21 protein-coding genes are annotated in these 22,391 nt (G+C 62.4%); 3 read left to right on the forward strand and 18 right to left on the reverse strand.

Features of this window, described 5'->3' with window-relative positions:
* Positions 1–120 precede the first annotated feature (120 nt).
* The gene (locus NKJ17_RS13895) at positions 121–777 is read left to right on the forward strand and encodes a GntR family transcriptional regulator (RefSeq protein ID WP_352688910.1); all 657 of its coding nucleotides are present in this window, start codon (positions 121–123) and stop codon (positions 775–777) included.
* Between the two features lie 60 nt (positions 778–837).
* Positions 838–1,911 (forward strand): Gfo/Idh/MocA family protein, encoded by a 1,074-nt coding sequence (locus tag NKJ17_RS13900; RefSeq protein WP_502906549.1) that lies wholly within the window; start codon positions 838–840, stop codon positions 1,909–1,911.
* Between the two features lie 30 nt (positions 1,912–1,941).
* Here NKJ17_RS13900 and NKJ17_RS13905 read toward each other — a convergent pair whose 3' ends face one another.
* From NKJ17_RS13905 to NKJ17_RS13970, 14 genes are all read right to left on the reverse strand, one after another.
* Positions 1,942–3,000: an ABC transporter ATP-binding protein gene (locus NKJ17_RS13905; protein ID WP_352571378.1), complete on the reverse strand. Its 1,059-nt coding sequence runs from the start codon at positions 2,998–3,000 to the stop codon at positions 1,942–1,944.
* 39 nt (positions 3,001–3,039) lie between these two features.
* A complete protein-coding gene (locus NKJ17_RS13910; RefSeq protein ID WP_023674179.1) occupies positions 3,040–3,861 on the reverse strand; it encodes a carbohydrate ABC transporter permease in 822 nt (273 codons plus the stop codon).
* Positions 3,862–4,764 (reverse strand): carbohydrate ABC transporter permease, encoded by a 903-nt coding sequence (locus NKJ17_RS13915; protein WP_352689020.1) that lies wholly within the window; start codon positions 4,762–4,764, stop codon positions 3,862–3,864.
* A gap of 35 nt (positions 4,765–4,799) precedes the next feature.
* On the reverse strand, positions 4,800–6,137 hold the full coding sequence (locus NKJ17_RS13920; RefSeq protein WP_352688916.1) for an extracellular solute-binding protein: 1,338 nt from the start codon (positions 6,135–6,137) through the stop codon (positions 4,800–4,802).
* A 61-nt stretch (positions 6,138–6,198) separates the two neighbouring features.
* Entirely contained in the window at positions 6,199–6,858 is a 660-nt protein-coding gene (locus NKJ17_RS13925; protein ID WP_023674176.1) for a GntR family transcriptional regulator, read from the reverse strand.
* Positions 6,859–6,897: 39 nt separating this feature from the next.
* A complete protein-coding gene (locus tag NKJ17_RS13930; protein WP_352688919.1) occupies positions 6,898–7,782 on the reverse strand; it encodes a dihydrodipicolinate synthase family protein in 885 nt (294 codons plus the stop codon).
* 184 nt (positions 7,783–7,966) lie between these two features.
* Positions 7,967–9,757: an ABC transporter ATP-binding protein gene (locus tag NKJ17_RS13935; RefSeq protein WP_352688922.1), complete on the reverse strand. Its 1,791-nt coding sequence runs from the start codon at positions 9,755–9,757 to the stop codon at positions 7,967–7,969.
* Positions 9,758–9,759: 2 nt separating this feature from the next.
* Positions 9,760–10,704, reverse strand: coding sequence for an acetamidase/formamidase family protein (locus NKJ17_RS13940; protein ID WP_352688925.1), 945 nt, complete (start codon positions 10,702–10,704; stop codon positions 9,760–9,762).
* Positions 10,694–12,337, reverse strand: coding sequence for an ABC transporter substrate-binding protein (locus tag NKJ17_RS13945; protein WP_352688928.1), 1,644 nt, complete (start codon positions 12,335–12,337; stop codon positions 10,694–10,696). The genes NKJ17_RS13940 and NKJ17_RS13945 overlap by 11 nt, the downstream gene beginning before the upstream one ends.
* 31 nt (positions 12,338–12,368) lie before the next feature.
* Positions 12,369–13,289, reverse strand: coding sequence for an ABC transporter permease (locus NKJ17_RS13950; protein WP_352688931.1), 921 nt, complete (start codon positions 13,287–13,289; stop codon positions 12,369–12,371).
* A complete protein-coding gene (locus NKJ17_RS13955) occupies positions 13,286–14,152 on the reverse strand; it encodes an ABC transporter permease (RefSeq protein ID WP_352689023.1) in 867 nt (288 codons plus the stop codon). Before NKJ17_RS13955 ends, NKJ17_RS13950 begins: the two co-directional genes overlap by 4 nt.
* A gap of 19 nt (positions 14,153–14,171) precedes the next feature.
* Complete coding sequence (locus NKJ17_RS13960; protein WP_352476692.1) at positions 14,172–14,774, reverse strand: ANTAR domain-containing response regulator; 603 nt, start codon at positions 14,772–14,774, stop codon at positions 14,172–14,174.
* Complete coding sequence (locus NKJ17_RS13965) at positions 14,771–15,898, reverse strand: transporter substrate-binding protein (protein ID WP_352688934.1); 1,128 nt, start codon at positions 15,896–15,898, stop codon at positions 14,771–14,773. Before NKJ17_RS13965 ends, NKJ17_RS13960 begins: the two co-directional genes overlap by 4 nt.
* A 256-nt stretch (positions 15,899–16,154) precedes the next feature.
* Positions 16,155–16,352: a hypothetical protein gene (locus NKJ17_RS13970; protein ID WP_352689029.1), complete on the reverse strand. Its 198-nt coding sequence runs from the start codon at positions 16,350–16,352 to the stop codon at positions 16,155–16,157.
* 56 nt (positions 16,353–16,408) lie between these two features.
* Here NKJ17_RS13970 and NKJ17_RS13975 point away from each other — a divergent pair, with 56 nt between their 5' ends.
* Positions 16,409–17,524: a hypothetical protein gene (locus NKJ17_RS13975; RefSeq protein ID WP_352689026.1), complete on the forward strand. Its 1,116-nt coding sequence runs from the start codon at positions 16,409–16,411 to the stop codon at positions 17,522–17,524.
* Positions 17,525–17,571: 47 nt separating this feature from the next.
* Here the strand turns inward: NKJ17_RS13975 and nadE are convergent, their stop codons facing one another.
* Genes nadE through asnB form a run of 4 tightly spaced genes read right to left on the reverse strand, consistent with a single transcriptional unit; the run spans position 17,572 to position 22,366 of the window.
* Entirely contained in the window at positions 17,572–18,579 is a 1,008-nt protein-coding gene (nadE, locus tag NKJ17_RS13980) for an NAD(+) synthase (RefSeq protein ID WP_352688936.1), read from the reverse strand.
* A complete protein-coding gene (locus NKJ17_RS13985; protein WP_352688939.1) occupies positions 18,576–20,123 on the reverse strand; it encodes a class I adenylate-forming enzyme family protein in 1,548 nt (515 codons plus the stop codon). Before NKJ17_RS13985 ends, nadE begins: the two co-directional genes overlap by 4 nt.
* 22 nt (positions 20,124–20,145) lie before the next feature.
* Positions 20,146–20,409 carry an acyl carrier protein gene (locus tag NKJ17_RS13990; RefSeq protein WP_254818658.1) on the reverse strand — a complete coding sequence of 88 codons (264 nt, stop codon included), beginning with the start codon at positions 20,407–20,409 and terminating at the stop codon, positions 20,146–20,148.
* A 19-nt stretch (positions 20,410–20,428) separates the two neighbouring features.
* Positions 20,429–22,366, reverse strand: a complete 1,938-nt coding sequence (gene asnB, locus NKJ17_RS13995; protein ID WP_352688942.1) for an asparagine synthase (glutamine-hydrolyzing) — start codon at positions 22,364–22,366, stop codon at positions 20,429–20,431.
* Positions 22,367–22,391: the final 25 nt, after the last annotated feature.

Here is a 22,391-nt window from a genome sequence, read left to right on the forward strand (position 1 = left end):
GGAGCCAAACCCGAAACCGGGATGCGATTGGAACACCGGATGCATTTGACAAGGGCGGACCCCGGCCACCGATCCAGCCAGATGCGCGGCCCCCTGCCTGTGCACTTGCAGACCAGCGAAATGCTGATCCGCGAAATCGCGGCCGGACGGCTGGCCGACGGGGCGCGGCTGCCGCCCGAGCGCGCGATGGCCGCGAGCCTCGGGATTGCCGTCGGCACGCTCAGGCGGGCGCTGGCAGATTTGACCGAAAAGGGCCTTCTCGACCGCATCCAGGGCTCGGGTAACTATGTGCGGGCGCGCGGCGACTTGCTCGGGATCTATGCTTTCTTTCGCCTGGAGCGTATCGGTGGCGGCGGCCTGCCGAGCGCCGACGTGCTATCCGTCGAGCGACTGCCCAAGCCAGCCGACCTGCCGCAATTCGGCAGCGCCGGCGAAGCCCACCGTATACGCCGGCTGCGGCGGCTCGACGGCGAGCCGGCCGCGGTCGAGGAGATCTGGCTGGACGTCAGCCGCGCCGAGCGGCTCAAGCGCGAGGATTTGTCGGAATCCCTCTATCTCCACTACCGGCTCGCTCTCGGCTTTTCGATCGTTCGCGCCGAAGACCATGTTGCCGTCGCACCCGCGCCGGACTGGGCCCCGCTCGAATTCAGGCCACCGCCGGGGACGGTCGTGGGGTTCATAGAACGTATCGCCTGGGCTGGCGACGGCGCCAGCGCGGAATATTCCAGCAGCTGGTTCGATCCGGGCGCGGCGCGGTACGTCACGCGTTTCAGATAGGCCGGAGGAAGACGCAGCGTGACCAGATCATCGATCGGCTACGGCATCATCGGCTGCGGCATGATGGGCCGCGAGCATATCCGCAATATCGCTCTGTTGCCCGACGCGCACGTGGCCGCGATCGTCGAGCCGGACCCCGGCATGTTGGCGGCGTCGCTGGCGACGGCGTCGGGCGCGCGATCGGCGGCATCGATCGCCGAACTGCTGGCGATGGACGAGGTGGACAGCGTCTTGATTGCCAGCCCCAATCACCAGCACCTCAGTCAGATGGAGCAGATCGCCGCACTTCGACCACTGCCGGTACTGGTGGAAAAGCCGCTCTTCACCGACGCCGCCGACGAGGAGCGGATCGCGGCGCTGAAAGCTCGGCTTCCGCTCGTCTGGGTGGCCATGGAATACCGCTATATGCCGCCCGTCGCCGCCTTCGTCGAGCAGGCGCGCCACGCCACCGGCGGCATCCGCATGCTGACGGTCCGCGAGCACCGCTTCCCGTTTCTGGCCAAAGTCGGCGACTGGAACCGCTTCAACCGCAACACCGGCGGCACGTTCGTCGAGAAGTGCTGCCACTTCTTCGACCTGATGCGGCTGATCCTCGGATCGGACCCCGTCCGCGTGATGGCGAGCGCTGGACAGGCCGTAAACCACCTCGACGAACGCTATGGCGGTGAGAGGCCGGATATCCTTGACCATGGCTATGTGCTGGTTGATTTCGCGAGCGGCGCGCGCGCCATGCTGGAACTGTGCATGTTTGCCGAGGGCAGCCGCTACCAGGAGGAACTCTGCGCTGTCGGTGGCGACGGAAAGATCGAATGTCTGGTGCCCGGACCAGGCCGGTTCTGGCCGACCCACCTTGGCCCTGCGCCAGTGCCCCAGTTGATCGTCAGTCCGCGCAATCCGCCTGGACCGCGACTGCTGGAGATTCCCGTTGACCCCCGGCTGCTCGAGGCAGGCGACCATAACGGTTCGACCTATTTCGAGCACGCCCGCTTCACCGCTGCGGTGCGCGGACAAGGCAAAGTGGAAGTGACCTTGCAAGACGGCTGGTGGGCCGTCGTCATGGGTCTTGCCGCCGAGAGATCGGCCCGCGAAGGCCGCGCCATCGAACTCGCCGGTGAATTCGCATTGCCGACCTAAGGCTAACCACGCATTCACCGGACCACCGAGTCAGATGCGCCGACCGGTTGCTGCGTCGAACAGATGCGCACATGCACGGTCGATTTCGATCCGCACCCCTTCGCCTTGCTTGAGCGCAAGCCTTTCTCGGAAGAGGCAGGAGATTTCTTCACCGGAGCAGTCGACCCTGGCGAAGATTTCCGAGCCGGTCGCCTCGAGAAGCGTGATCGTGCCCGGCACGCCCTGCCCGGTCGCCCGGATATGTTCCGGTCGAATGCCGTAGACGAGTTCGCGTCCTGCGGCATCCGCCGGCTGGGCGCCTTCCGGCAACGGCAGGATCAACCCGCCGGCGCTGCGGAACACGCCCTCCTCGATGCGGCCGGCAATGAAGTTCATGGCGGGCGAGCCTATGAAACCGGCAACGAAGAGGTTGGCCGGATGGTCGTAGAGGTCCAGCGGCGCGCCGATCTGCTCGACCAGGCCGTCATGTAGCACGACGATCTTGTCGGCCATGGTCATGGCCTCGATCTGGTCGTGCGTGACATAGATCGTCGTAGTACCCAGCCGCTGGTGCAGGGCCTTGATCTCGCCGCGCATCTGGACGCGCAATTTGGCATCGAGGTTGGAGAGCGGCTCGTCGAACAGGAAGACCTGTGGGTCGCGTACGATCGCGCGACCCATGGCAACGCGCTGGCGCTGGCCGCCAGAAAGCTGGCGCGGATAGCGGTCAAGCAACTTTTCCAGGCCAAGAATGCCGGCTGCCTTCCGGACCCGGCCAGCGGTGTCGGCCGGATCGGCTCTCTTGATCTTGAGGGCAAAGCCCATATTGTCGGCCACAGTCATATGCGGATAGAGCGCATAATTCTGGAACACCATGGCGATGTTCCGGTCCCGCGCGCGCAGATTGTTGACCATACGTTCGCCGATGGCGATCTTTCCGCCGGAGATCGTTTCAAGGCCTGCGATCATGCGCAGCAGCGTCGATTTTCCGCATCCCGACGGACCGACCAGGATGACGAATTCGCCGTCGGCGATGTCGACGCTGACGTCGTGAATGATCTTGGTGGCCCCGAAGGCCTTCTGCACGTTGTTGATTGTTACCGATGCCATTGGATCTTTCCTGGAAAACGGTGATGTCAGGCCGCGTCCTCAACCGCCCTTGACGGCGCCGGCGGTCAGCCCCGCGACGATCTGCCTTTGCGCGAACATAGTCAGGATCAGCACCGGCAGCGTCACCACCAGCGCCGCCGCGGCGAGCGGCCCCCAGCTGACCTGCTCGTAGGACAGCATGTTGTAGACGGCGACCGGGAGTGTGCGCGTCTCACGGCTGGCGAGCACCACGCCGAAAACGAAATTGTTCCACGAGAAGATCACGGACAGGATGAAGGCGACGACGATGCCCGGCTTGGCGATGGGCAGGGCAACCAGCCGGAAAACCTGCCACGAGCTGGCGCCGTCGATGTTGGCCGCCTCCTCCAGTTCCATCGGCGTGGTCTCGAAATAGCCGATCATCACCCAGACCACGATCGGCACCGTCACCACCAGATGGATGATGATCTGCGGCCAGAGCGTGCCGAGGATCCCGATCCATTGAAACAGCAGAAACAGCGGGATGAGATAGGATAGTCCGGGCGTCATGCGGGCTATCATGATGACGACCGCCGATCGTTCAGCCTTGAGCCGTGCGATGCCATAGCCGGCCGGTACGCCGATCAACAGCGCCAGCAAGGTCGCCGTGCCGGTGACCAGAACCGAATTCCAGAGATACAGCAGGAAATTGTTCTCCTCGAACACTTTCACATAGTTCGACCAGGCGAAACGTTCGGGGATCAGGATCGGCGGATAGGCACCGTTATCGATTTCGAATTTCAGCGACAACGAGATCATCCAGAGGAAGAACAGGATCGCCGGCGAGACGAAAACCAGGGCAGCGAAAAACAGACCGATCTGGTTGAGCAGCCGTGAACTCATCTATTTGCCCTCCGTATCGATCCACTGCGAGCGTTGGCGCAGCATCAGCAGGACAAAAGACAGGGCCACGATGACAACGAAGAACACCACGGCCATGGCCGAGCCGTAGCCGATATCGTAGTAGGAGAAGGCGGTGTTGTAGAGATAGAGGTTGATGGTCTCCGACGCCGTGCCCGGCCCGCCCTGAGTCATCGCGTAGATGATATCGAAGCTCTTCAACGCATCGATGGTGCGGATGATGACCGCGATCATCAGGAACGGCGCGATCATCGGCAGAGTGAGATAGCGGAATTGCTGCCAGGCATTCGCGCCGTCGATCTCGGCGCTTTCGAAGGGCTCGCGCGGCACCGAGGCCAGCCCGCCAAGCACGATCAGCATGACCAGCGGCGTCCACTGCCAGGTCTCGACCGCAACCAGCGACGGGATGACCGTGTTGGCGTTGAATATCCATTCCTGAGCCGGGATGCCGACCAGCGACAGCAGGTAGTTGAGCACGCCAAGCTGAGGATGGAACATCATTGTCCAAACCAGTGCCACGGCAACGGGTGTTGCCATCATCGGCATGACGAAGACGCCGCGCAGCAAGCCGCGCAGCGGAAACCTGGCGTCGAAAATCAGGGCGGCCAGAGTGCCCAGCAGCATCGGCGCTGCAACCGAGAGGAAGGTGTAGGTCAACGTATGAACAAGGGATTCCCAGAAACGTGGGTCGCTTGCCAGGCGGAGATAGTTTTCCATCCCGGCAAAGCTCCGCGATTGGCCGAGCGTCCAGCGGTTAACGCTCATCCACAGGGTGAAAGCCCAGGGGAAGACGATGACGGCGCCGACGACGACGAGTGCGGGGACAACGAAAGGCCAGTAGTTGGGAGCCAGCCGGATGGTCTGGCTCCCGTCGATAACCGGCATCGTCACCCCGGTCTGTTCTGGGGTGGTGGCCGACATCAGCCCTGCTCGCTCCTGTCGAGAACCGGCTGGAACTGCTCGGTGGCCTTCTTCAGCTCCGCGGCGGGATCGGCGCCGGCAATCATGTTGGTCAGCGCCACGCCATAGATATCGCGGAATTCGGTGACGGGGATGATGACCGGCAGCGCCAGCCGGCTGATATTGCCCGAGCCGACCACGGCATCGAGCCAGCTTGCCGGCATGGTGACGCCTTCGCGCACCTTGGGATCCTCCAGCACGGATTTGCGGAACGGAACGCCAGCGCCGGCCTGCAACAGCCGCGCGCCCATGGCTGGCGATACCGCCCACTGGCAGAACAGATAGGCAGCTTCCTTCTTCTCGCTGGCGGCGGTAACGCCAATCCCGTCGCCGAAGGTGCCCGAGGCATGCGCCTTGGGACCCTTGGGCATGACGCCATAACCGACCTTACCGACTACCCTCGACTTTTCCGGGTTTTCCATCGGCGGGGCAAAACCCACACCGTCGAACCACATGCCGATCTTTCCCTGCAGGAAGGCAGACTGTGCTTCGGCCCAATTGAACCCCGTGACGCCCGGAGGGGCGGACTTGGTCATCAATCTTTGATAGAGCGCGGCAGCCTCGACCGCCTCGGGAGCCTCGGTGCGCAGCTTGCCCTTGTCATCGAGCGGTGTCATGTCGTAGCCGAGCATCAGCGACGTCCACACCGGCGTGTTTGCGTTCTTGAGCCCGCGGGCGACGAAGCCGTATGTATTGGTCGAGGGGTCGGTCAGCGCTTCGGCGGCGGCCACCAGTTGCTCGAAGGTCTCGGGGTATTTGAGGCCCTTGGCCTCGAACAGCTCCTTGTTCCAGTAGAGGATCCAGTAGTCCACCGAGAAGGGTAGCGAGCGCAGCACGCCCTGGCCGTCCTTGGCAAACAGCATGCCGGCTTCGGCGAAGTCGCTTTCGACCAGCGCCGGATCGGTGAGCGACGGGTCGGCGAGATAGCCGGCGATGTCGGCCAGCCAGCCGCCCTTCTCGAACTGGCGCTTCTGCACGTGGTAGCTCAGATGCACGACATCGAAGCTCGGCTTGCCCGAGCTCAACTCGATCACCGTCTTCTGGCGCTGCTGCTGCTCGGGCGTTGCCTCGGCATTGACCTTGATGCCGGTCAGTTCCTCGAACTCGGCAAGATATTTCAGGATGGTGTCGCTGCGCGGGCTTTTCACCAGATTGACGTCAAGCGTCGTCCCGGCAAAGCGTTTCCAGTCGACGCCTGCGGCAAAGCCGGGGCGAAGCCCCACAAGGCCGGCAGCGGTTAGCGCTGCGGTTCCGGCAAGGAGTTGCCTCCTGGTTGGGTTGAACAGATTGGACGACATTTCTTCCTCCCGGTTGCTGTCGTTGTGGATGCGCCGCGAACCGCGGCGCGGCTATATTTCCTCAGATCTGGAGCGCCAGCCGGCGCGCATTGTCGATATGCAGACTGATCGCTTCAACCGCCTTTTGCGGATTGCGGCTCTCCATAGCTTCGATGACAGCCAAATGTTCGCGCATCACCGGCACCACACGTCCGTCGATGCGGAAACGCTCCTGGTGGATCAGCCGGATTTTCACCGAGTTGACCAGGTAGGCCTTGGCGATAATCTCGTTGCCGAGCGCATTGATGAAGGTGTCGTGCATGGCCCAGTCGATGTTCTGGGCCTTGGCTTCCATTTCAGGCGTCGGCGCCTGTCCCAGAGCTTGAGCCAGCATCTCCTCATGTTCGCGCCGCATGCGGGCAAGTTCGGCGTCAGAAGCGCTGGTCGTGAATAGCGCCACTGCCTCGCGTTCCATGAACAACCGAAACTGAAACGCCTCGCGGATCAGATTGATATCGATATGCGCGATCTGCATGCCGCGCTGCGGGATGGTGGTCAGCAGTCCCTCGGCCTCGAGACGCGGGACGATCTCGCGAATGGCACCCAGCGGCAGCCCAGTGAAAGCGACCAGTTCGCGCTGTGACACGAACTGCCCCGGCCGCAGATCACGGGCCAGCAAATGCCGCGTGAAGCTGGCATAGGCTTTCTCCCGGAGAGTGATCGGTTCGCTGCCGTCTTCCACTTCAGCTCGCTTCCTTGTCGGTCAGCCCGCCCTTGTCGGTCAGGCCGCCTCTGTCGCAAACAGCCCGTCGTAGGCAGCAGCAAGCTGCCGTTGTCCTTGCGGGCCGATCGCCTCCAGGGGCGGGCGGACCGCCAGCCAGCGCTCGTCGCCGGTCTTGCGCGCGACCATGACCTTCACCGCCGGCGTGACCGGGTATTTGAGCAATTCGAGCACGAAGTCCTCGACGCGTGAGTCGTCGCGGCCCTCTTCGACCATTGCGCGGATTTCGCCGGTAACAAAATTAGCCATGCCGGAAATCGCACCCTGTCCGCCGCGGCGCACGCTTCTCGCCAGATGCCGTTCGTCGCCGATGAGGATCACCAGATCGCCGTGCGCTTCAAGCAGCGCCTCACTGTAGCTCCAGTCCCCGCCGGAATCCTTCACCCCGGCCACCACAGCGGGAAAAGCGGTGCGCAGCCGGCCGATCAGCCCAAGCGGGAGCGGCACCATGGTGACTGAGGGGATGTTATAGAGGAGCACGTCGCGCGCCAGCGGACCGAGTGCGGCGAAGACGGCGGAAAACCATCCGAATAGCCCGTCCTCGCCGACATTCTTGAAGTAGCTCGGCGGGGCGAGCAGAATGTTGCGAACGCCGCGCTGCAAAGCGTGCCGGGCCTGATCGGCGGCATCTTCAGCGGCATCGACCAGCACTCCGGCAACGAGCTGATGTGCCGGAATACCGGCCGCCAGCATGGCTTCGGTGACGATCCGCCGCTCGTCGGTGCCGACCGAGGCTCCTTCGCCGGTGGTACCGAACAGCGTCACACTGCTGCAGCCGGCGCCGAGGCAGGCTCGGGCATGCGCGATCATCGGCGCGAGCGCTATCTGCCCCGACGGGTCGAAGGGTGTGGTTAGGGCAACCGAAAGACCAAAGCGGGAAGGCAATGCGAACTCCGTTGAAATCAATGTGCACGTAGCGTTAGCACGCTAACATGTCAGATGTAAACTGGCATCGCCGACTGGCGCTGTCACGGCAGCAGCATCGCCGATCATTTCCCGCGCCCGAGCATCGCATAGGCTGCTGTCCCCGAGCCCTGCGGATTGGCTGGACGAGGTAGCCTAAGCTCGCTCAAGTGGCGACGAGGTGGCCGTCGCCAACATCTTCAAGCTTGAGCTTCCGGGGCTCGTCACCGATGCGCCGCACAGCGCTTGGAATTTCACTGTCCAAGCGGGCGAACCGGGCGCGCCGGCGGCCTGGATCGGGAACCGGAACGGCTTCGATCAGCCGCTTTGTGTAAGGATGGCACGGGTTGGAGAAGATCTGGTCGCGGGTGCCCATCTCGACGATCTGCCCCAGATACATTACCGCCACGCGATCGGAGATGTTTTCTACCACCGCCATGTCGTGCGAGATGAAGAGATATGCGACGCCAAATTCGCGCTGCAGTTCCTTCAGCAATCTTAACACGCGCGCTTGCACCGACACGTCGAGAGCAGAGACGCTCTCGTCGGCAATGATCAGCTTCGGTCGCAGCGCCAGCGCCCGTGCAATGCAGATTCGCTGGCGCTGCCCGCCGGAGAATTCGTGGGGATAGCGCTCCATCTGGTCAGCGGAGAGGCCCACGCGTTCGAACAGGGCGGCGATCTGGGCACGCCGTTGCTCTCTGTCGCCAAGGCCGTGGATCAGCAGAGGCTCGGCGACGAGATCGCCTACTCGCATGCGCGGGTCGAGGGACGCGAAGGGATCCTGAAAGATCATCTGCACATTGCGGCGGACAGCCTTGCGCTCCTTTCGGCTGAGTGCCGACAAGTCCTGGCCGCCGATTGAAATGCTGCCGATGTAGGGCACCAGCCCGGCGATCGCCTTGGCCGTCGTCGACTTGCCGCAGCCCGATTCGCCGACCAGCGACAGGGTTTCGTGCGGCGCGATCGAGAAACTGACGCCTTCGACCGCGTGCACCCTGCGGTCGACGCGGCCGAAGAAGCCGCCACGCAGGTCGAAGCGGACGTGAAGATCGCCGACATGTACAAGCCCGGCCGGCATGTTGGCGGCATCCTGTCGGTCTTCGGCCATCCGTCCGCCGCCGATACGCGGCACGGCGGCCAGAAGCTCGCGCGTATAGTCGGCCTGCGGGCGATTGAAGATGTCAGCCGCCCTGCCCTGCTCGACCATCCGTCCGTCGCGCATGACAATGACGCGGTCCGCCATCTCGGCGACGACGCCCATGTCGTGCGTGATCAGGATAACGCTGGTGCCGTGCTCGCGCTGCAGGTCGCGCAGCAGCTCCAGCACCTCGCCCTGAACCGTGACATCGAGGGCGGTCGTCGGCTCATCGGCGATCAGCACATCCGGGTTCAGGGCCAGAGCCATGGCAATCATCACGCGCTGACGCATGCCGCCTGAGAGTTCGTGCGGATAGTGCTCGAGCCGCCGTTCGGCATCCGGAATTCGGACTGCCTTCAGCGCCTCGAGCGCCCTCAGCCGCGAGTCGGAGCGCGACAGCGAGGTGTGTGCCTCGATCGCCTCCGTGAGCTGACGGCCGATGGACAGAACCGGATTGAGCGATGTCATCGGTTCCTGAAAGATCATTGCAATACGGTTGCCGCGGATGCGGCGCATTCCGCTCTCGCTGAGAGCCGCGAGATCCTGATCGCCGAGCCGGATGGAGCCTGATCTGATGCGTGCCGCCGGCTGCGGCAGCAAGCCCATGATGGCCAGCGCCGTCATCGACTTGCCGGAACCGGACTCGCCGGCGATGCAAAGCGTTTCGCCGCGCATCAGGCCGAATGTCAGGTCGGAAACGACGTCGCGCTCGCCCTCCTCGCCACGCACGGCGACGCTCAGACCTGAGACGCTGAGTACCGGCCTAATGGAGCCACTCTCCGAGGCGGCCTGCCCGGATCGTTTGATGTCCTCCATGTTCATTCAAAGACGCAGCGGGGGAAGTAGAACGAAACCACCCAGTTGGGCATGTCGACGATCTCGCTGATGCGCAGGTCACCGCAAACCGAGACGAGCATATAGGCATCTACCGGATCCATGCCGTAGCGGCCGGAGAGCAGGTCGATCATCTGGGAGACGGCGCTCCTGGCGCCGTCCATCAGATCCGGCCCGATACCGGTTGTCACCTCATAGCCCTTGGCGTCGAGATGCCGCGACACCGGACCGGGCGTTGTGAAACGCGGCGTCCGCAGCCGGGCATCCTTGACCAGATCGAGCGTCAGCACGGCATTCATGGGGCTCTCGATTGCCGTGCCGCAGACCTCGCCGTCGCCTTGCGCGGCGTGCGTGTCGCCGACCGAGAACAACGCTCCCGCGACCTCTACGGGCAGGTAGAGCACCGTGCCGGCAGCGAGATCGCGTATGTCCAGATTGCCGCCCACGCGCCGCGGCGGGACCACCGAATGCAGACCCGGCTCAGCCGGGGCATTGCCGATGGTGCCGGCGAAGGGCTTGAGCGGCACCCGGCCGCTCTTGCCGAACAGCGCCGGTTCGAGCGAGGCGGCGTCGTACTTCCAGATATTCAGTGCCGGTTGAGTGAAGTCATCCGCCAACAGACCGAATCCCGGGATATTTGCCGTCCACCCGAAGCCGGACGGCTTGAACGCCTCGATAGTGATTTTCAGGGCGTCGCCCGGCTCCGCCCCGTCGACATAGATCGGCCCAGTGACCGGGTTCACCTTGGCAAAATCGAGCACAGCAACGTCGTCGACGGTGCTCTCCATCGTCAGCTGCCCGCCGGACGAGTCCAGGCACTGGAACTCGATCGTCGACCCTGGCGCCACTCGTTCGGCCGGGACAAAGGAATTGTCCCAGCCGAAATGATGGTGGCGCCCGTGGATGGTGTAGTCGCAGTTATTGCACATCGGTCACATACACATTGTCGTAGTTGATCGGGATGTGGACCGGGTCGACATAGAGGTTGTCGGCGCCACCCATGCGGGCTGATTTCATGGTGAAACGCTGCTCGTTGAACACCGGTGCCCAGGGCGCGTCTTCCATGATCTTGCCGTAGATCTCGCTCCACATCTTGGCGCGCTCGCCAGCCTTGGCCGGGTGAACGATGGAGTCGGCTTCGGCTGCTTTGGCGTCGAGCTCCTTGTTGCAATACCACGACCAGTTCCAGCCGCCCGGGACGGCACCAGCGCAGCCGAGGATCGGTCCGTAGAAGTTCGACGGATCGGGGAAGTCGGCGATCCAGGCCATGCCGCCGGACCAGATCATCGGCGCACCGGCCTTGTCGCCGCCGGCGGCGATGACGTTGGCCTGCGCGAGCGACTGGATACTGGCCTTGATGCCGACCGCCGCCAGATCCTGCTGAATGGCCTGCGCGATGCGCGGGTTGGGATCGGTGTTCATGGCAAACAACTGCGTGTCAAATCCGTCGGGATGCCCGGCCTCGGCAAGCAAAGCCTTGGCCTTGCTCACGTCATAGGGATAGCCCTTGAATTCCTTGTCGTAGCCAGGCATCGACGGCGGCAACGGCTGATTGGCCGGCACCGCACGGTTGTTGATCAGCTGGACGATGCGGTCCTTGTTGATCGCCATGTTGACCGCCTGCCGTACCTTCACATTGTCGAAGGGCGCAATGGTGGTATTCATGGTGATATAGCCGGTGTGCAACTGGCCGCCCTCGACGACACGGGCCTTCTGCTCGGGATCGGCCATCACCTCCTGGAATTTCGCCGGGGGAATGCCGTCGCCGGGAACGTCGATCTCGCCTTTCTGCAGCCGCAGCAGCGCCACGATCGGCTCCTGGCCGATCTCAAAGGTGATCTTGTCGAGATGCGGCAGACCCTTGTGCCAGTAATCCGGGTTGCGCTCGAAGACCACGCGCTGGCCGAGCGTCCATTCGGCGAGCTTGAAGGCGCCGGTTCCGACCGGATGCTTGCCGAAATCCGCGCCGTATTTTTCGACCTCTTCCTTCGGCACGACGTGCGAGAAGTTGATCGCCATGACATGCAGGAAGGTGGCGTCGGGCCGGGTCAGCTCGAACTTGATCGTGTAGGGATCGACGACGGTTATGCCGGCCAGGCTTTCCGCCTTGCCGGCAGCGACATCGTCATAGCCTTTGATCGAGCCGAAGAAGCCGGCACCCGGGCTCTGTGTCTTTGGATTGGTGACCCGGTCTAGCGAATATTTCACGTCGTCGGCGGTCATCTCGCGGCCGTTGTGGAATTTCACTCCATGGCGCAGCTTGAAGGCGAAGGTCTTGCCATCAGGCGCAATCTCGTAGCTCTCGGCAAGGTCGGGCCGCAGGTTGGTGGTGCCCGGCTCGTAGTCCATCAGCCCGTCGAACAGGCTCTTGATCATCGACCAGTTCTGCCAGTCATAGCCGATGGCCGGATCGAGCGTGGCGACGTCGTCCTTGTAGGTGATGGTGATCGCGCCGCCCTGCTTGGCATTCGGATCGACAATGTCTTCGGCGCGTACGCTCGTCATGCCAAGCACCAGCGCAAGCGCCGATGCTGCCACGGTGGATATCAGATATTTTCTCATGTCATGTTCCCTTTCTCTGATTTTTTGGTTTTCATCTGAGCTTGATGCGCGGATCGATGAACGGTGCGACAGTGTCGGCCAGGAGATTGCCGAGCACGATGGCAAAGGCCGAAACCAGGGTGACTCCCATGATGATCGGAATGTCGATGCGCTGAATGGCCTGCCAGGCTAGCTGGCCGATGCCTGGCCAGCCGAACACGCTTTCGACAACCACGATGCCGCCCATGAAGATGCCGATGTCTATGCCGATCATGGCGATGACCGGCAGGATGGCGTTGGGCAGCGCGTGCCGGAAGATAATGGCGCTGCGTGCAAGACCCTTGGCACGCGCGGTACGCACGTAATCCTGGCGCAGCACGTCGATCATCGACGAGCGCATCATGCGGGCGTACCATCCGGCGCCAAGAATTCCCATGGTCAGCGACGGCAGCACCAGATGACGCCAGGTGCCGTAACCGCCGATCGGGAACCAGCCGAGCCGCACCGCGAATACATAAAGCAGCAGCAGGCCGACGACGAACTGCGGTGCCGAGACGCCGACGAAGGAGGCGACCATCAGCGACTGGTCGGTGGCGGTGCCACGCTTGATGGCGGCGATGAGGCCCATCGTCAGCCCGATCATGACTTCGCAAGCAATGGCACCAACCATCAGCAGCAGGCTTGCCGGCAGCCGCGAGACGATAAGCTCCGTGACCTCCGAGCGCTGAATGTAGGAGCGCCCCAGATCACCGCTGAGAAGGCTGGTCAGGTAGTGCCAGTACTGGACGACAAAGGGCTGGTCGAGACCGAGCTGCCGGCGGATGCTCTCGACCGTCTCGGGCGTTGCGCTGCGGCCGGCGATCTGGCGGACAGGATCGGCGGGCAGCAGATAGAGCAGCGCAAAGGTGATCAGGGAGACGCCGAGCAAGATGAGAACCGACTGGACAACGCGGCGGCCGAGATAGGCGATCATGCCCGCCCCCTTTGCGTCGGATCGAGGATGTCGCGCAGCGCATCGCCGACCAGGTTAAAGGCTAGCGCCAGCGCCAGGATCGCCGCACCCGGAAAGAAAACCAGCCAGGGCGCTGCCTGAAAATAGGTTTGATTTTCGAAGATGATGTTGCCCCAGGAAGCAGTCGGCGGTTGCACGCCGATGCCGAGATAGCTGAGCGTCGCTTCCAGAAGCACCGTCGTCGAGATGCCGAGCGTGCCCCAGACGATGATCGTCGGCAAAAGGTGGGGCAGGATATGGCGAAACAGGATACGTGGAGCGCTTGCGCCGATGGTGCGCTCGGCATCGATGAACTCGCGCTCGGAGAGCGAACTTGTCTCGGTGTAGATGACGCGGGCGGTCTGCACCCAGTTCACCAATGCGATCACCATGGCGACGATCCACAGGCTCGGCTGGAGGACCGCCGCCAGGCAGATGGCGAGCAGCAGCGCGGGGAAAGCCATCATCAAATCGGTGAAGCGCATAAGCGCGCTTCCGATCCAGCCGCGGAAGTAGCCGGCGGTGATGCCGACTAGCGTGCCGATCAGAAGCGCCACGCCATTGGCGACGATGCCGATGATCAGCGACGTGCGCGCGCCGAATAGGAGACGGGTCAGCAGGTCGCGGCCAAGCAGGTCGGTGCCTAGCCAGAACTGGGCTCCCGGCGGCAGTGGCGCGCCTTCAAGCGTGAGCCCGTCGAACATCTGCTCGTTCGGATCGTAGCCTGTCAGCCACGGTGCAAGGACGGCGCCGGCCAAGACAAGGGCAATAATCCCGAGGCCGAGCAAAGCGAGAGGCCGTTTTAGCAGACGTCGCCAGAGGCCGGCGCGAGGCTTGGCTGGCATACGCCCGGCGGCTGAAAGCTCAGGCGCGATCGGATTGGTCATCGTCGCCTTCTTCTTGTGTCATCGCCACGATCCTGCGCGCGGCTTCCTCGACGCTGATTTGCCAGCTCATCGCCAGCGAGCGGAGCTGCGCATAGGCACGGCCGTCCTCGGCACCCTTCGACAAGGCCTCCACCGCGCGTACGATGGTCTGGCGCTCCGCGACCCGCTGACGAAGCGAGGCGATCTCGCCGGCCAGAAGCTTGCGCGCCTCGAAACTCTGCCTTGCGATCAAAAGCGCGCTATAGACGCCGGCATTGCCGACCGGTTTCAGCAATTGGGCATCGGCCTTGTGCGACAGTGCCCATTCGACACGCCCCGGCGCCTCGGAGCCGATCAGCGCTATAAGCGGCATCGGGGCCTCGCCCGGCTTCCACGGAAATTGCTCGTCAAAGCCGAGGTCGACGTCGAAGAAGACGAAGTCCGCCGCCAAGGCTTCGGCCGGCAGTTCCGGCCAGAAGCCAATCGCCTCAAGCCCGATGGCCGACAATTGCCTTGTGATCGCCTGCACGGTCGGATGTGGACGATGCAGGACAAAAGCCCTGGCGCCTCCAAGGTTCGGGATACGCGCCATCTTGCTCACGACACCACCCGCAGGCGTGGCCGCCCGAACGTCTCCGTCCGGTCATAGCGGGAAAGGTAGGGATCGGGTGCCACGCCCTTCGTCAGCGTGACCGTTTTGAACGATGTTCCATCGATACGTCCGATCTGCACCGGCAACGTAGCATGCTGGGTTTGCGGGTCGATGGCGATGTCGCCCAGCGGCGTTCGAAATGATGTTCCGGCAAAGACCTTGGGAAGGTCCATCCATTGTGCACCGGGGTTGCGGGTGAGTATCTCTGCGAGCGTGCGCACCGAGGCATAAGCCGCCGCCTCGAAGGATGAGGCAGGCATAACGGAAGACACTGAAGCCGCTCCGCGATCCGCACCCGAGATGTCGTGAAAATAGGGCCCAACGGAAAGATGGCCATTGCCTGCCCCGTTGAGCGCCGGCAATTCGCATTCCGTGAGATTGCAGGACAGGATCGGGCAACGCTCCGGCCTGAAATGCGGGTCGCGCCGGCCAAGCTCGGCATAGGCGGCGATAAAGGCATAGGACGAAGGGCCGATGAGATTGTTCAGAATGAAATCAGGTCTCGTCGCCTGTACCTCCGCGATCAGCCGCGCAACGTCGACCTCGCCGAGCGGCAGATAGCGTTCGCCCAGCACCTTGCCGCCGGCGTCCGCAATCAGGTCGCGCGCCACACGGTTGGTCTCCCAACCCCAGATGTAGTTGGAACCGAGCAGGAAGCCGTCGGCGCCGAAACGAGGCACGACATAGGCAAGCAGCGGTACGAGATGCTGATTGGGGCAGGCGTGCGTATAGACGACGTGCTCGTTAGCTTCGAAGCCTTCGTACGGGCAGGCGTACCACAGCGTGCCGCCTGCCCTTTCCAGGATTGGAATGACCTCCTTGCGGCTCCACGAGGTGACGCAGCCAATGATGTGACGCGCGCCGCTGTTGGCGAGAATGTCCGCGCAGCCGCTTGCATACCGATCGATGTTGCCCTGCGGGTCGCGCTCGACCGGGACGAATTCGAAGGGGACAGCGGGATCGGCGTTGACGTCGGCGATGGCGTTCACCGCGCCTGCGCGGCAGGATTCGGACACCAGCCGGTAGTTGCCGGACCGTGAATAGAGAATGCCGATCTCGATATGCCGTTTCAAGCAAAGCCTCAAAATGACAATGCCCCGCAGCCACCGCCGCAAGGCGAGGCATACGAGGCATTCTTGCCGCCCGGCGGCCAGAGCCGGTATTTGTCTCACCGTATTCCGCCCGCGCTCCCAGTCAAGAGCCGCCGCACGAAACTTTGGCTAGCCGAAACGGTTCGACGTGGAGCACGCAACTCACGCCGGTCGTCCGCCAGGAACCAAAATTGCTGATGCCCAGGTATGAGGCCCGGACAACCAGGTTCGCTACCATTCAAAGCAACGACTTTAATATCGGTTTACCTGAATCTGCTAGCAGCAATGACGCCGGTTTTTCGTCGGTCAAGCAAAGGGTTCCACCTTGCCGCAGCAATTCAGTACTCCGTTCGGTCACCGGGGCGATCGCAACTTGCCGAGATTGCACGGCTTCATGGGCGACGAGTTGGAACGCGCGCCCGATGTTCTCGTGCATGGCGTCGCCTTGGCCCGGAAGCTCGGTGGGCGGAACTTTGGTGGCGGGAGCCGGGCTTGAGCGTCATTCGCGCCTTGCAAGGCGCCGATCTCCCGGCAGTCGCGAACATGTTTCAACGCGTGCTGTTGAAGGAAAGGACCGAAGCGCCGGTCTCTCTCGTGGAATACATGAAACGGTTTTATCTGGATGCGCCCGGTTGCGGAGACAACCTCCGGTCGCTTGTCTACGTCAACGACGCCGGTCGTGTCTCCGGGTTTGTCGGTGTTCATGTGTTGCCGATGACGTTCAACGGCCGTCAAGTACGCGCCGCCATCTGTAGCTCGCTCATGGTCGAGGACCATGAGCACGACCCGCTGGCCGGCGCCCGCTTGCTGAAAGCTTACCTGGATGGTCCGCAGGACATCTCCTTCAGCGAGACGGCCAACGATATCTCCGTGAAATTGTGGACCCGGCTGCGCGGCGTGGTCCTGCCGCAATACAGCCTCGACTGGGTGCGTGTGATGCGGCCAGCGACCTTCATGCTCAGCCTTTCCGCCAATCGCATGGAGCTTGCCCGAGCGCTCAATCCGTTGGCGCGTGCCGTCGACCGATTCTATTGCAGGAGGATGACGTCCAGCGAACGGCGCTGGTCGGGTGTGGCGGCGGACGGGGCAGGTCACGGGGGATTTCGGATGTCCGAAATCGATAGCCACACATTTGCCAAGCTAATCGAGCCGTTTATCGCGCGTTTCGCGCTACGCCCGGAATGGACGGAAGACCAACTCGACCACATCCTGACCGATGCCGCACAAAAGCCGGATCTGGGCGAGCTTGTCTATGTTTGCGTGACGTCGCCAGTCGGCACCAATGTCGGCGCCTTCGCCTATTACGCACGGAAGTATGAAATTGGCCGCGTGCTGCAGATCCTCGCCCTGCCCGGCCAGGCGGGCTCCGTGATAGACTGCCTGATCGATCATGCCGCCGCGCGCGGCGTCAGCGGCCTGCGCGGACGTGTTCAACCTGCACTTCTAGAGGCGATGCTTGGACGACGGATCGCTTTCCTGACCGTTGCTTCAACGGTGGTGCATTCGCGTGATCCAGAGCTGTTGGACGCGATGAAGAACTCGCAAGCCTTCCTGAACGGGCTTGCGGGCGAGCAATGGAGCCGGCTGATCGGGAGCCGTTTCAGCTAGAGCGAGACGCATGCAAATCGAACCGTGCACACCGCTCTACCTGTTTGTCAGGTGCCGAGTTCTTCGACTTCCTCGACGAGTTGCGGGCGCATGTGCAGATAACGCGTCGCCCTGCGTTTGGCGATGATATCGGCCCAGACGCGTTCCACTTGTGTGGCGGCCAACCCCGCCGCCTGTCCCACTACCTCAGCCGCCACGCCGTTGTTGAGACCGTAAAGGCAAAGATCCATACGGTCATAGGGTAGCGAGAAGTAGAACTCCTCCTGGGTCTGCGCCAGCGAGTAGGTATCGGTGGTCGGAGGCCGGTTGAGGATTTCCTCCGGAACACCGAGGTGGGCCGCAAGCGCATAGACCTGCGTTTTGTAGAGATGGGCGATCGGCTTGACGTCCGCGGCGCCGTCACCGTTCTTCACGAAGAAACCCTGATCGTATTCCAGCCGGTTCGGCGTTCCAAGAACGGCGAAGTTCAGGCGGTCGGCATGATAGTATTCAATCTGCTTGCGGGTGCGTTGTTTCATATTGGTAGCGGCGACGACGCCGAGATAGACAGGCAGCGGCATTCTCAGTTTCGTCTGCTTGCCGTCCGGATCCTGCACCACCAGGGATGAGATGTTGTAACCCCCGCCCTCGAGCGCGTTCGCAATGACGATCTTCGAGGCCCAGCCTTCGCCGTATTCCGGGACCACTTCGCGAATGAAGGCGTCGCGACGCTTGTAGCAGCCCATTGCGCGCAGGATCGGCCCGATATCCTCCGTCACAGCCTCGACACCGAAAGTTTCGGCGACGAGGCGGCCGAGCCGCAGGCTTTCAGGATCGGAATCGCTCTCCGGCATGAACAGGCAAAGCACATTCTTGGGCCCGACGGCTCGTGCCGCCAACGCGACCGACACGCTCGAATCGATCCCGCCCGAAAGACCGAGTACAAGGCCCCGCTTGCGAAGCCCGCGCAACTGCTGACGCAAGGCCGTTACGATACGGTCCGTTTCGGTGATCAGGTCGATTGCCAGAGCCTGCGCCAGAAAGGTCCGCGCATCCTCGGTCGGGCGAACATTCATTGCGCGGCCTCCAGGGTTTCTGCCGCAAGCCGACGGCTGACCTTGCCGGTATCGGTCTTCGGCAGCTCCCGGCGGAACTCGATGACCTTGGGGACCATGAAGTCCTCAAGGTGGCGTGCACAGTGACGGATTATATCCTTTTCGCTAAGCGCCGGGTCGGACCGTACGATAACTGCACCGATCGCATGCCCGAGCACGGGATCCGGCACACCGACAACCACCGCTTCCGCGATGCCCGGATGAGCGTGAAGCACGGCTTCCACCTCCTTGGGCGCCACCTTCTCTCCCCGCGACTTTATGATGTCGTCCTTGCGGCCGACGAAATAAAGAAAGCCTTCCTCATCGGCCCTGAACAGATCGCCGGTGTAGAGAACCTTCTCCCAAGGGTTCGGACCCGGGCGCAGGGCTCGTGCCGTCGCAGCTTCGTTTCGCCAATAACCCTGCATGACGTGCGGCCCGCGAATGATCAGCTCGCCTGCTACGCCCGGCGGCACCCGTTGCCCGTGGTCGTCGACGACAAAGGCTTCGGTGTTCGGAATGGCTATTCCGACCGAGCCCGGCCGGCGGTCGAGCTCCTCGGGCGGCAGATAGGTGCAGCGCTTGCATTCCGTCAGGCCATACATCGAATAGAGCCTGACACCGGGGAAAAGGAACCGAAGGCGTTCTATGTGAGAGGGCGGCAAGGCAGCCGCCGTGTTGGAAATATAGCGAAGGCTGGGCAGGAAGCCCGGCGCCAGATCACGCATCTGCAGGATCATCGCTGCCATCGTGGGCACGAGCGGAAGCCCGGTGACTCGTTCCTGGCGGATGCGTTCAAAGACCGCCTGGGGAAAAGCGAAGGACTTCTCGAGCACGAGCGTGGCGCCGAGCCTGACGGCCATCAGCAACTGATAGAGGCCGTAGTCGAAGGCGAGCGGCAGAACATTCAAGATGATGTCGTCGGGCGAGTTGCGCAGATAGGTGGTGATGGAGTCGGCCGCCGCGTCGCAATTGCGGTGCGTCATCATCACACCCTTGGGCCGGCCGGTCGAGCCCGAGGTGTAGATCAACATCGCAAGATCGACGTCAATGCCGCGATGGTCAATCTCCCCGGCTTGAAACGTCAAGCAATCCGCCAGGGATGTGGCTCCTGCCGGGCATTGGTTATCGGCAGCAACGGTGGAAGCCACGAAGATACCGGTCTTGCCTGAGTATTCGGACGCCTCGGTGACCACGGGCATCAGTCTTGCTTGCGTGAGAATCCCGGCCGCATCGCAATCGGTGATGATGTAGGCCAGCTTTTCGGCCTTGGTGGATGCGTTGATCGGACTGAAAGTCGCGCCTGCTTTAAGAACCGCGAAAATCGAAACCGCAGCCTCCCAGCAATTGTCCATGAAGATCAGCACCCGGTCGTCGCGCCTGACGCCATTCATGAAAAGGGCGGCGGCCAGGCGGCTCGAGAGATCGTCCAGCTCTTCGTAGCACAGCCTTTTGTGCTCGGTGATCAATGCCGTTTTGGCTGGATGGGCAGCGGCTTTCGCCGTCAGAAAATGTTCGATCCGCACGGACGCTCCTCGCCGATGGCGCCTACGCTGCCAGCGCTTCTGCTTTTGCCTTGATGAAGGCTGAGATGCGGTCAATCGAATCCAGATTGGCCGGTACGATGTCGGCATCGACCATCGCTATGCCGAAATCATCCTCTATGAATGCCACGAGCTCCAACACGGCCGTCGAATCGATGATGCCGTTCTCGATCAGTGATGCGGAGTCCGCAAGCTCGTACGACGTGTCGCCGAACAAGAAGTTGTCGACGATAAAGGTTTTGACCTTGTCTTTGATTGCTACCATGATTTTTCATTCCCTCGATTTCTCAGGCCGCTCGTGCTGCACCGACCTTTTCGCCGGTGAAAATCTTCTGCCACAGCTGCGTCGACAAAATGCCAACGAAAGCCGCATTGTCGCGGAATCCGGACGCGGGCTGCAAGCGGCATTTCTCGTGCAGGTTCGCCACCGCCTTGGCGTTGAATAGTCCTCCGGCGGCGATGCTCGCCTCGCTCAGCGAGTCGCGTACGTAGTCCAGTTCTCCGGGTCCAACGAAGGAGCGGGCTTCCGGCGCCCGGTAAGGCTGTTTGGTGCGCTCGCTGATGGCCGTCGGAAGCAGGTGCTTGGCAACTTTGCGCAGTATGTGTTTTTCCACCAGTCCCTTGAGCTTCATCTCCTGCGGGAGTCTTGCCGCAAACTCCACCAAGCGATGGTCAAGGAAGGGGAAACGCCCTTCGATACCGTGCGCCATGGCCATGCGATCGCCCTGGCTGGAGAGGATGTAGCCCGGCAGGAGAAAGCGGGTTTCGAGATATTGCGCTTGATGCAGCGGATGCCACCGGGAAAACGCCTCAGGCAACCGGCCGGCCAGTTCCTCGGCTGCGTCGTAGCCCTTCAATGTCGCACGCAGGTCACCGGAGAAAAACATCTTGGCCGCTGATGTGGTCTTGAAACGCGGCCGATGCGAGAACAGCGGATCGTCCAGGGCTGCGCTGCCGGTGCCGAAGAACGCGGCCAGGTACTCTACGGACTGCTGCTGCAGACCTGGCAGATAGGGATAAAGCTTCCGGAACAGCTGTGGTCTTATGCGCGATGCCGGCTGTCGTCCGCAGAAACGGCGAACCCGCGCTTCCTTGAAGACATCATAGCCGGCAAAGACTTCGTCGGCGCCTTCGCCTGTCAGCACCACTTTCAAACCGGCCTGGCGAACGAGGCCGGACAGTTGATAGAGGGGGGCCGGGGCGGTGCGGATGATCGGCCGCTCGGTAAAGCGGATGACTTCGGGAAACACGCCGGCGATATCACCGGCACGACAGGCTATGGTTCGATGGCGCGTGCCAAGTGCTGACGCCATTTCGGTCTGGAAGGCGCTTTCGTCATGCTCGGCGCTGTCGAACGTTACGGAAAATGTCTGCAGCTTAAGAGGAGTCATACCGGCCGCGAGTGCCGAAACGAGGGATGAATCGAGCCCGCCCGAAAGGTAAGAACCGACCGGCACGTCGGCGCGCATGCGAAGCCTCACCGCGTCGGTCAAAAGGGCCTGCAGTTCTTCGGCAGCGATGTCCTCATTGGTAATCTTCGATGGCGAATCTCGATGAGGATAGTCCAGATGCCAGTATGGTTTGACCGTCACTTGCCCCTGTGTCGCGATCATTACGCTTGCCGGCTCCAGCTCGTGGATATCGCGGAAAGCCGTGCGTGGAGCGATCGGCGCCCACAGCGTAAAGATCTGGTCGAGTGCAATCGGATCGATTTCGGCAGAGATGCCGGGTACCTTCAGCAGGGCTTTTATCTCGGACGCAAAGTAGAGCACGCCGTCCTTGCTGGTGTAGAACAGCGGCCTAACACCCATGCGGTCTCTTGCAAGCACCATCCGCCGCCGCCGGTTGTCCCAAATCGCGAAGGCGAAATCACCGTTCAGGAGCGGCAGGCAGTCTTCGCCCATCTCCTCATACAGCTGCAGGAGAACTTCGGTGTCGCTCGAGGTGCGGAAGCGTCGGCCCTTGGCCAGCAGCCCTTCGCGCAATTCCACGTAATTAAAAATCTCGCCGTTGAACGCAATCGTCAAATTGCCGGTTTCGTCGGACATCGGCTGCTGGCCATCACCAATCCCGATCACCGACAGCCGCGCATGCCCGAGTCCAGCCTCGGGCGCTACGAATTTGCCTTGTTCATCCGGTCCGCGATGGGCGATCGCGGACGTCATGCGCGCAAGCAAAGCTTCCGCATCCCGGACTGAACCGAAATAGCCCCCGAATCCGCACATCCACACAGCTCATATTGAACAGCAA

It is taken from the genome of Mesorhizobium sp. M0208, assembly GCF_040322015.1.
In the GTDB taxonomy this organism is placed as follows: domain Bacteria; phylum Pseudomonadota; class Alphaproteobacteria; order Rhizobiales; family Rhizobiaceae; genus Mesorhizobium.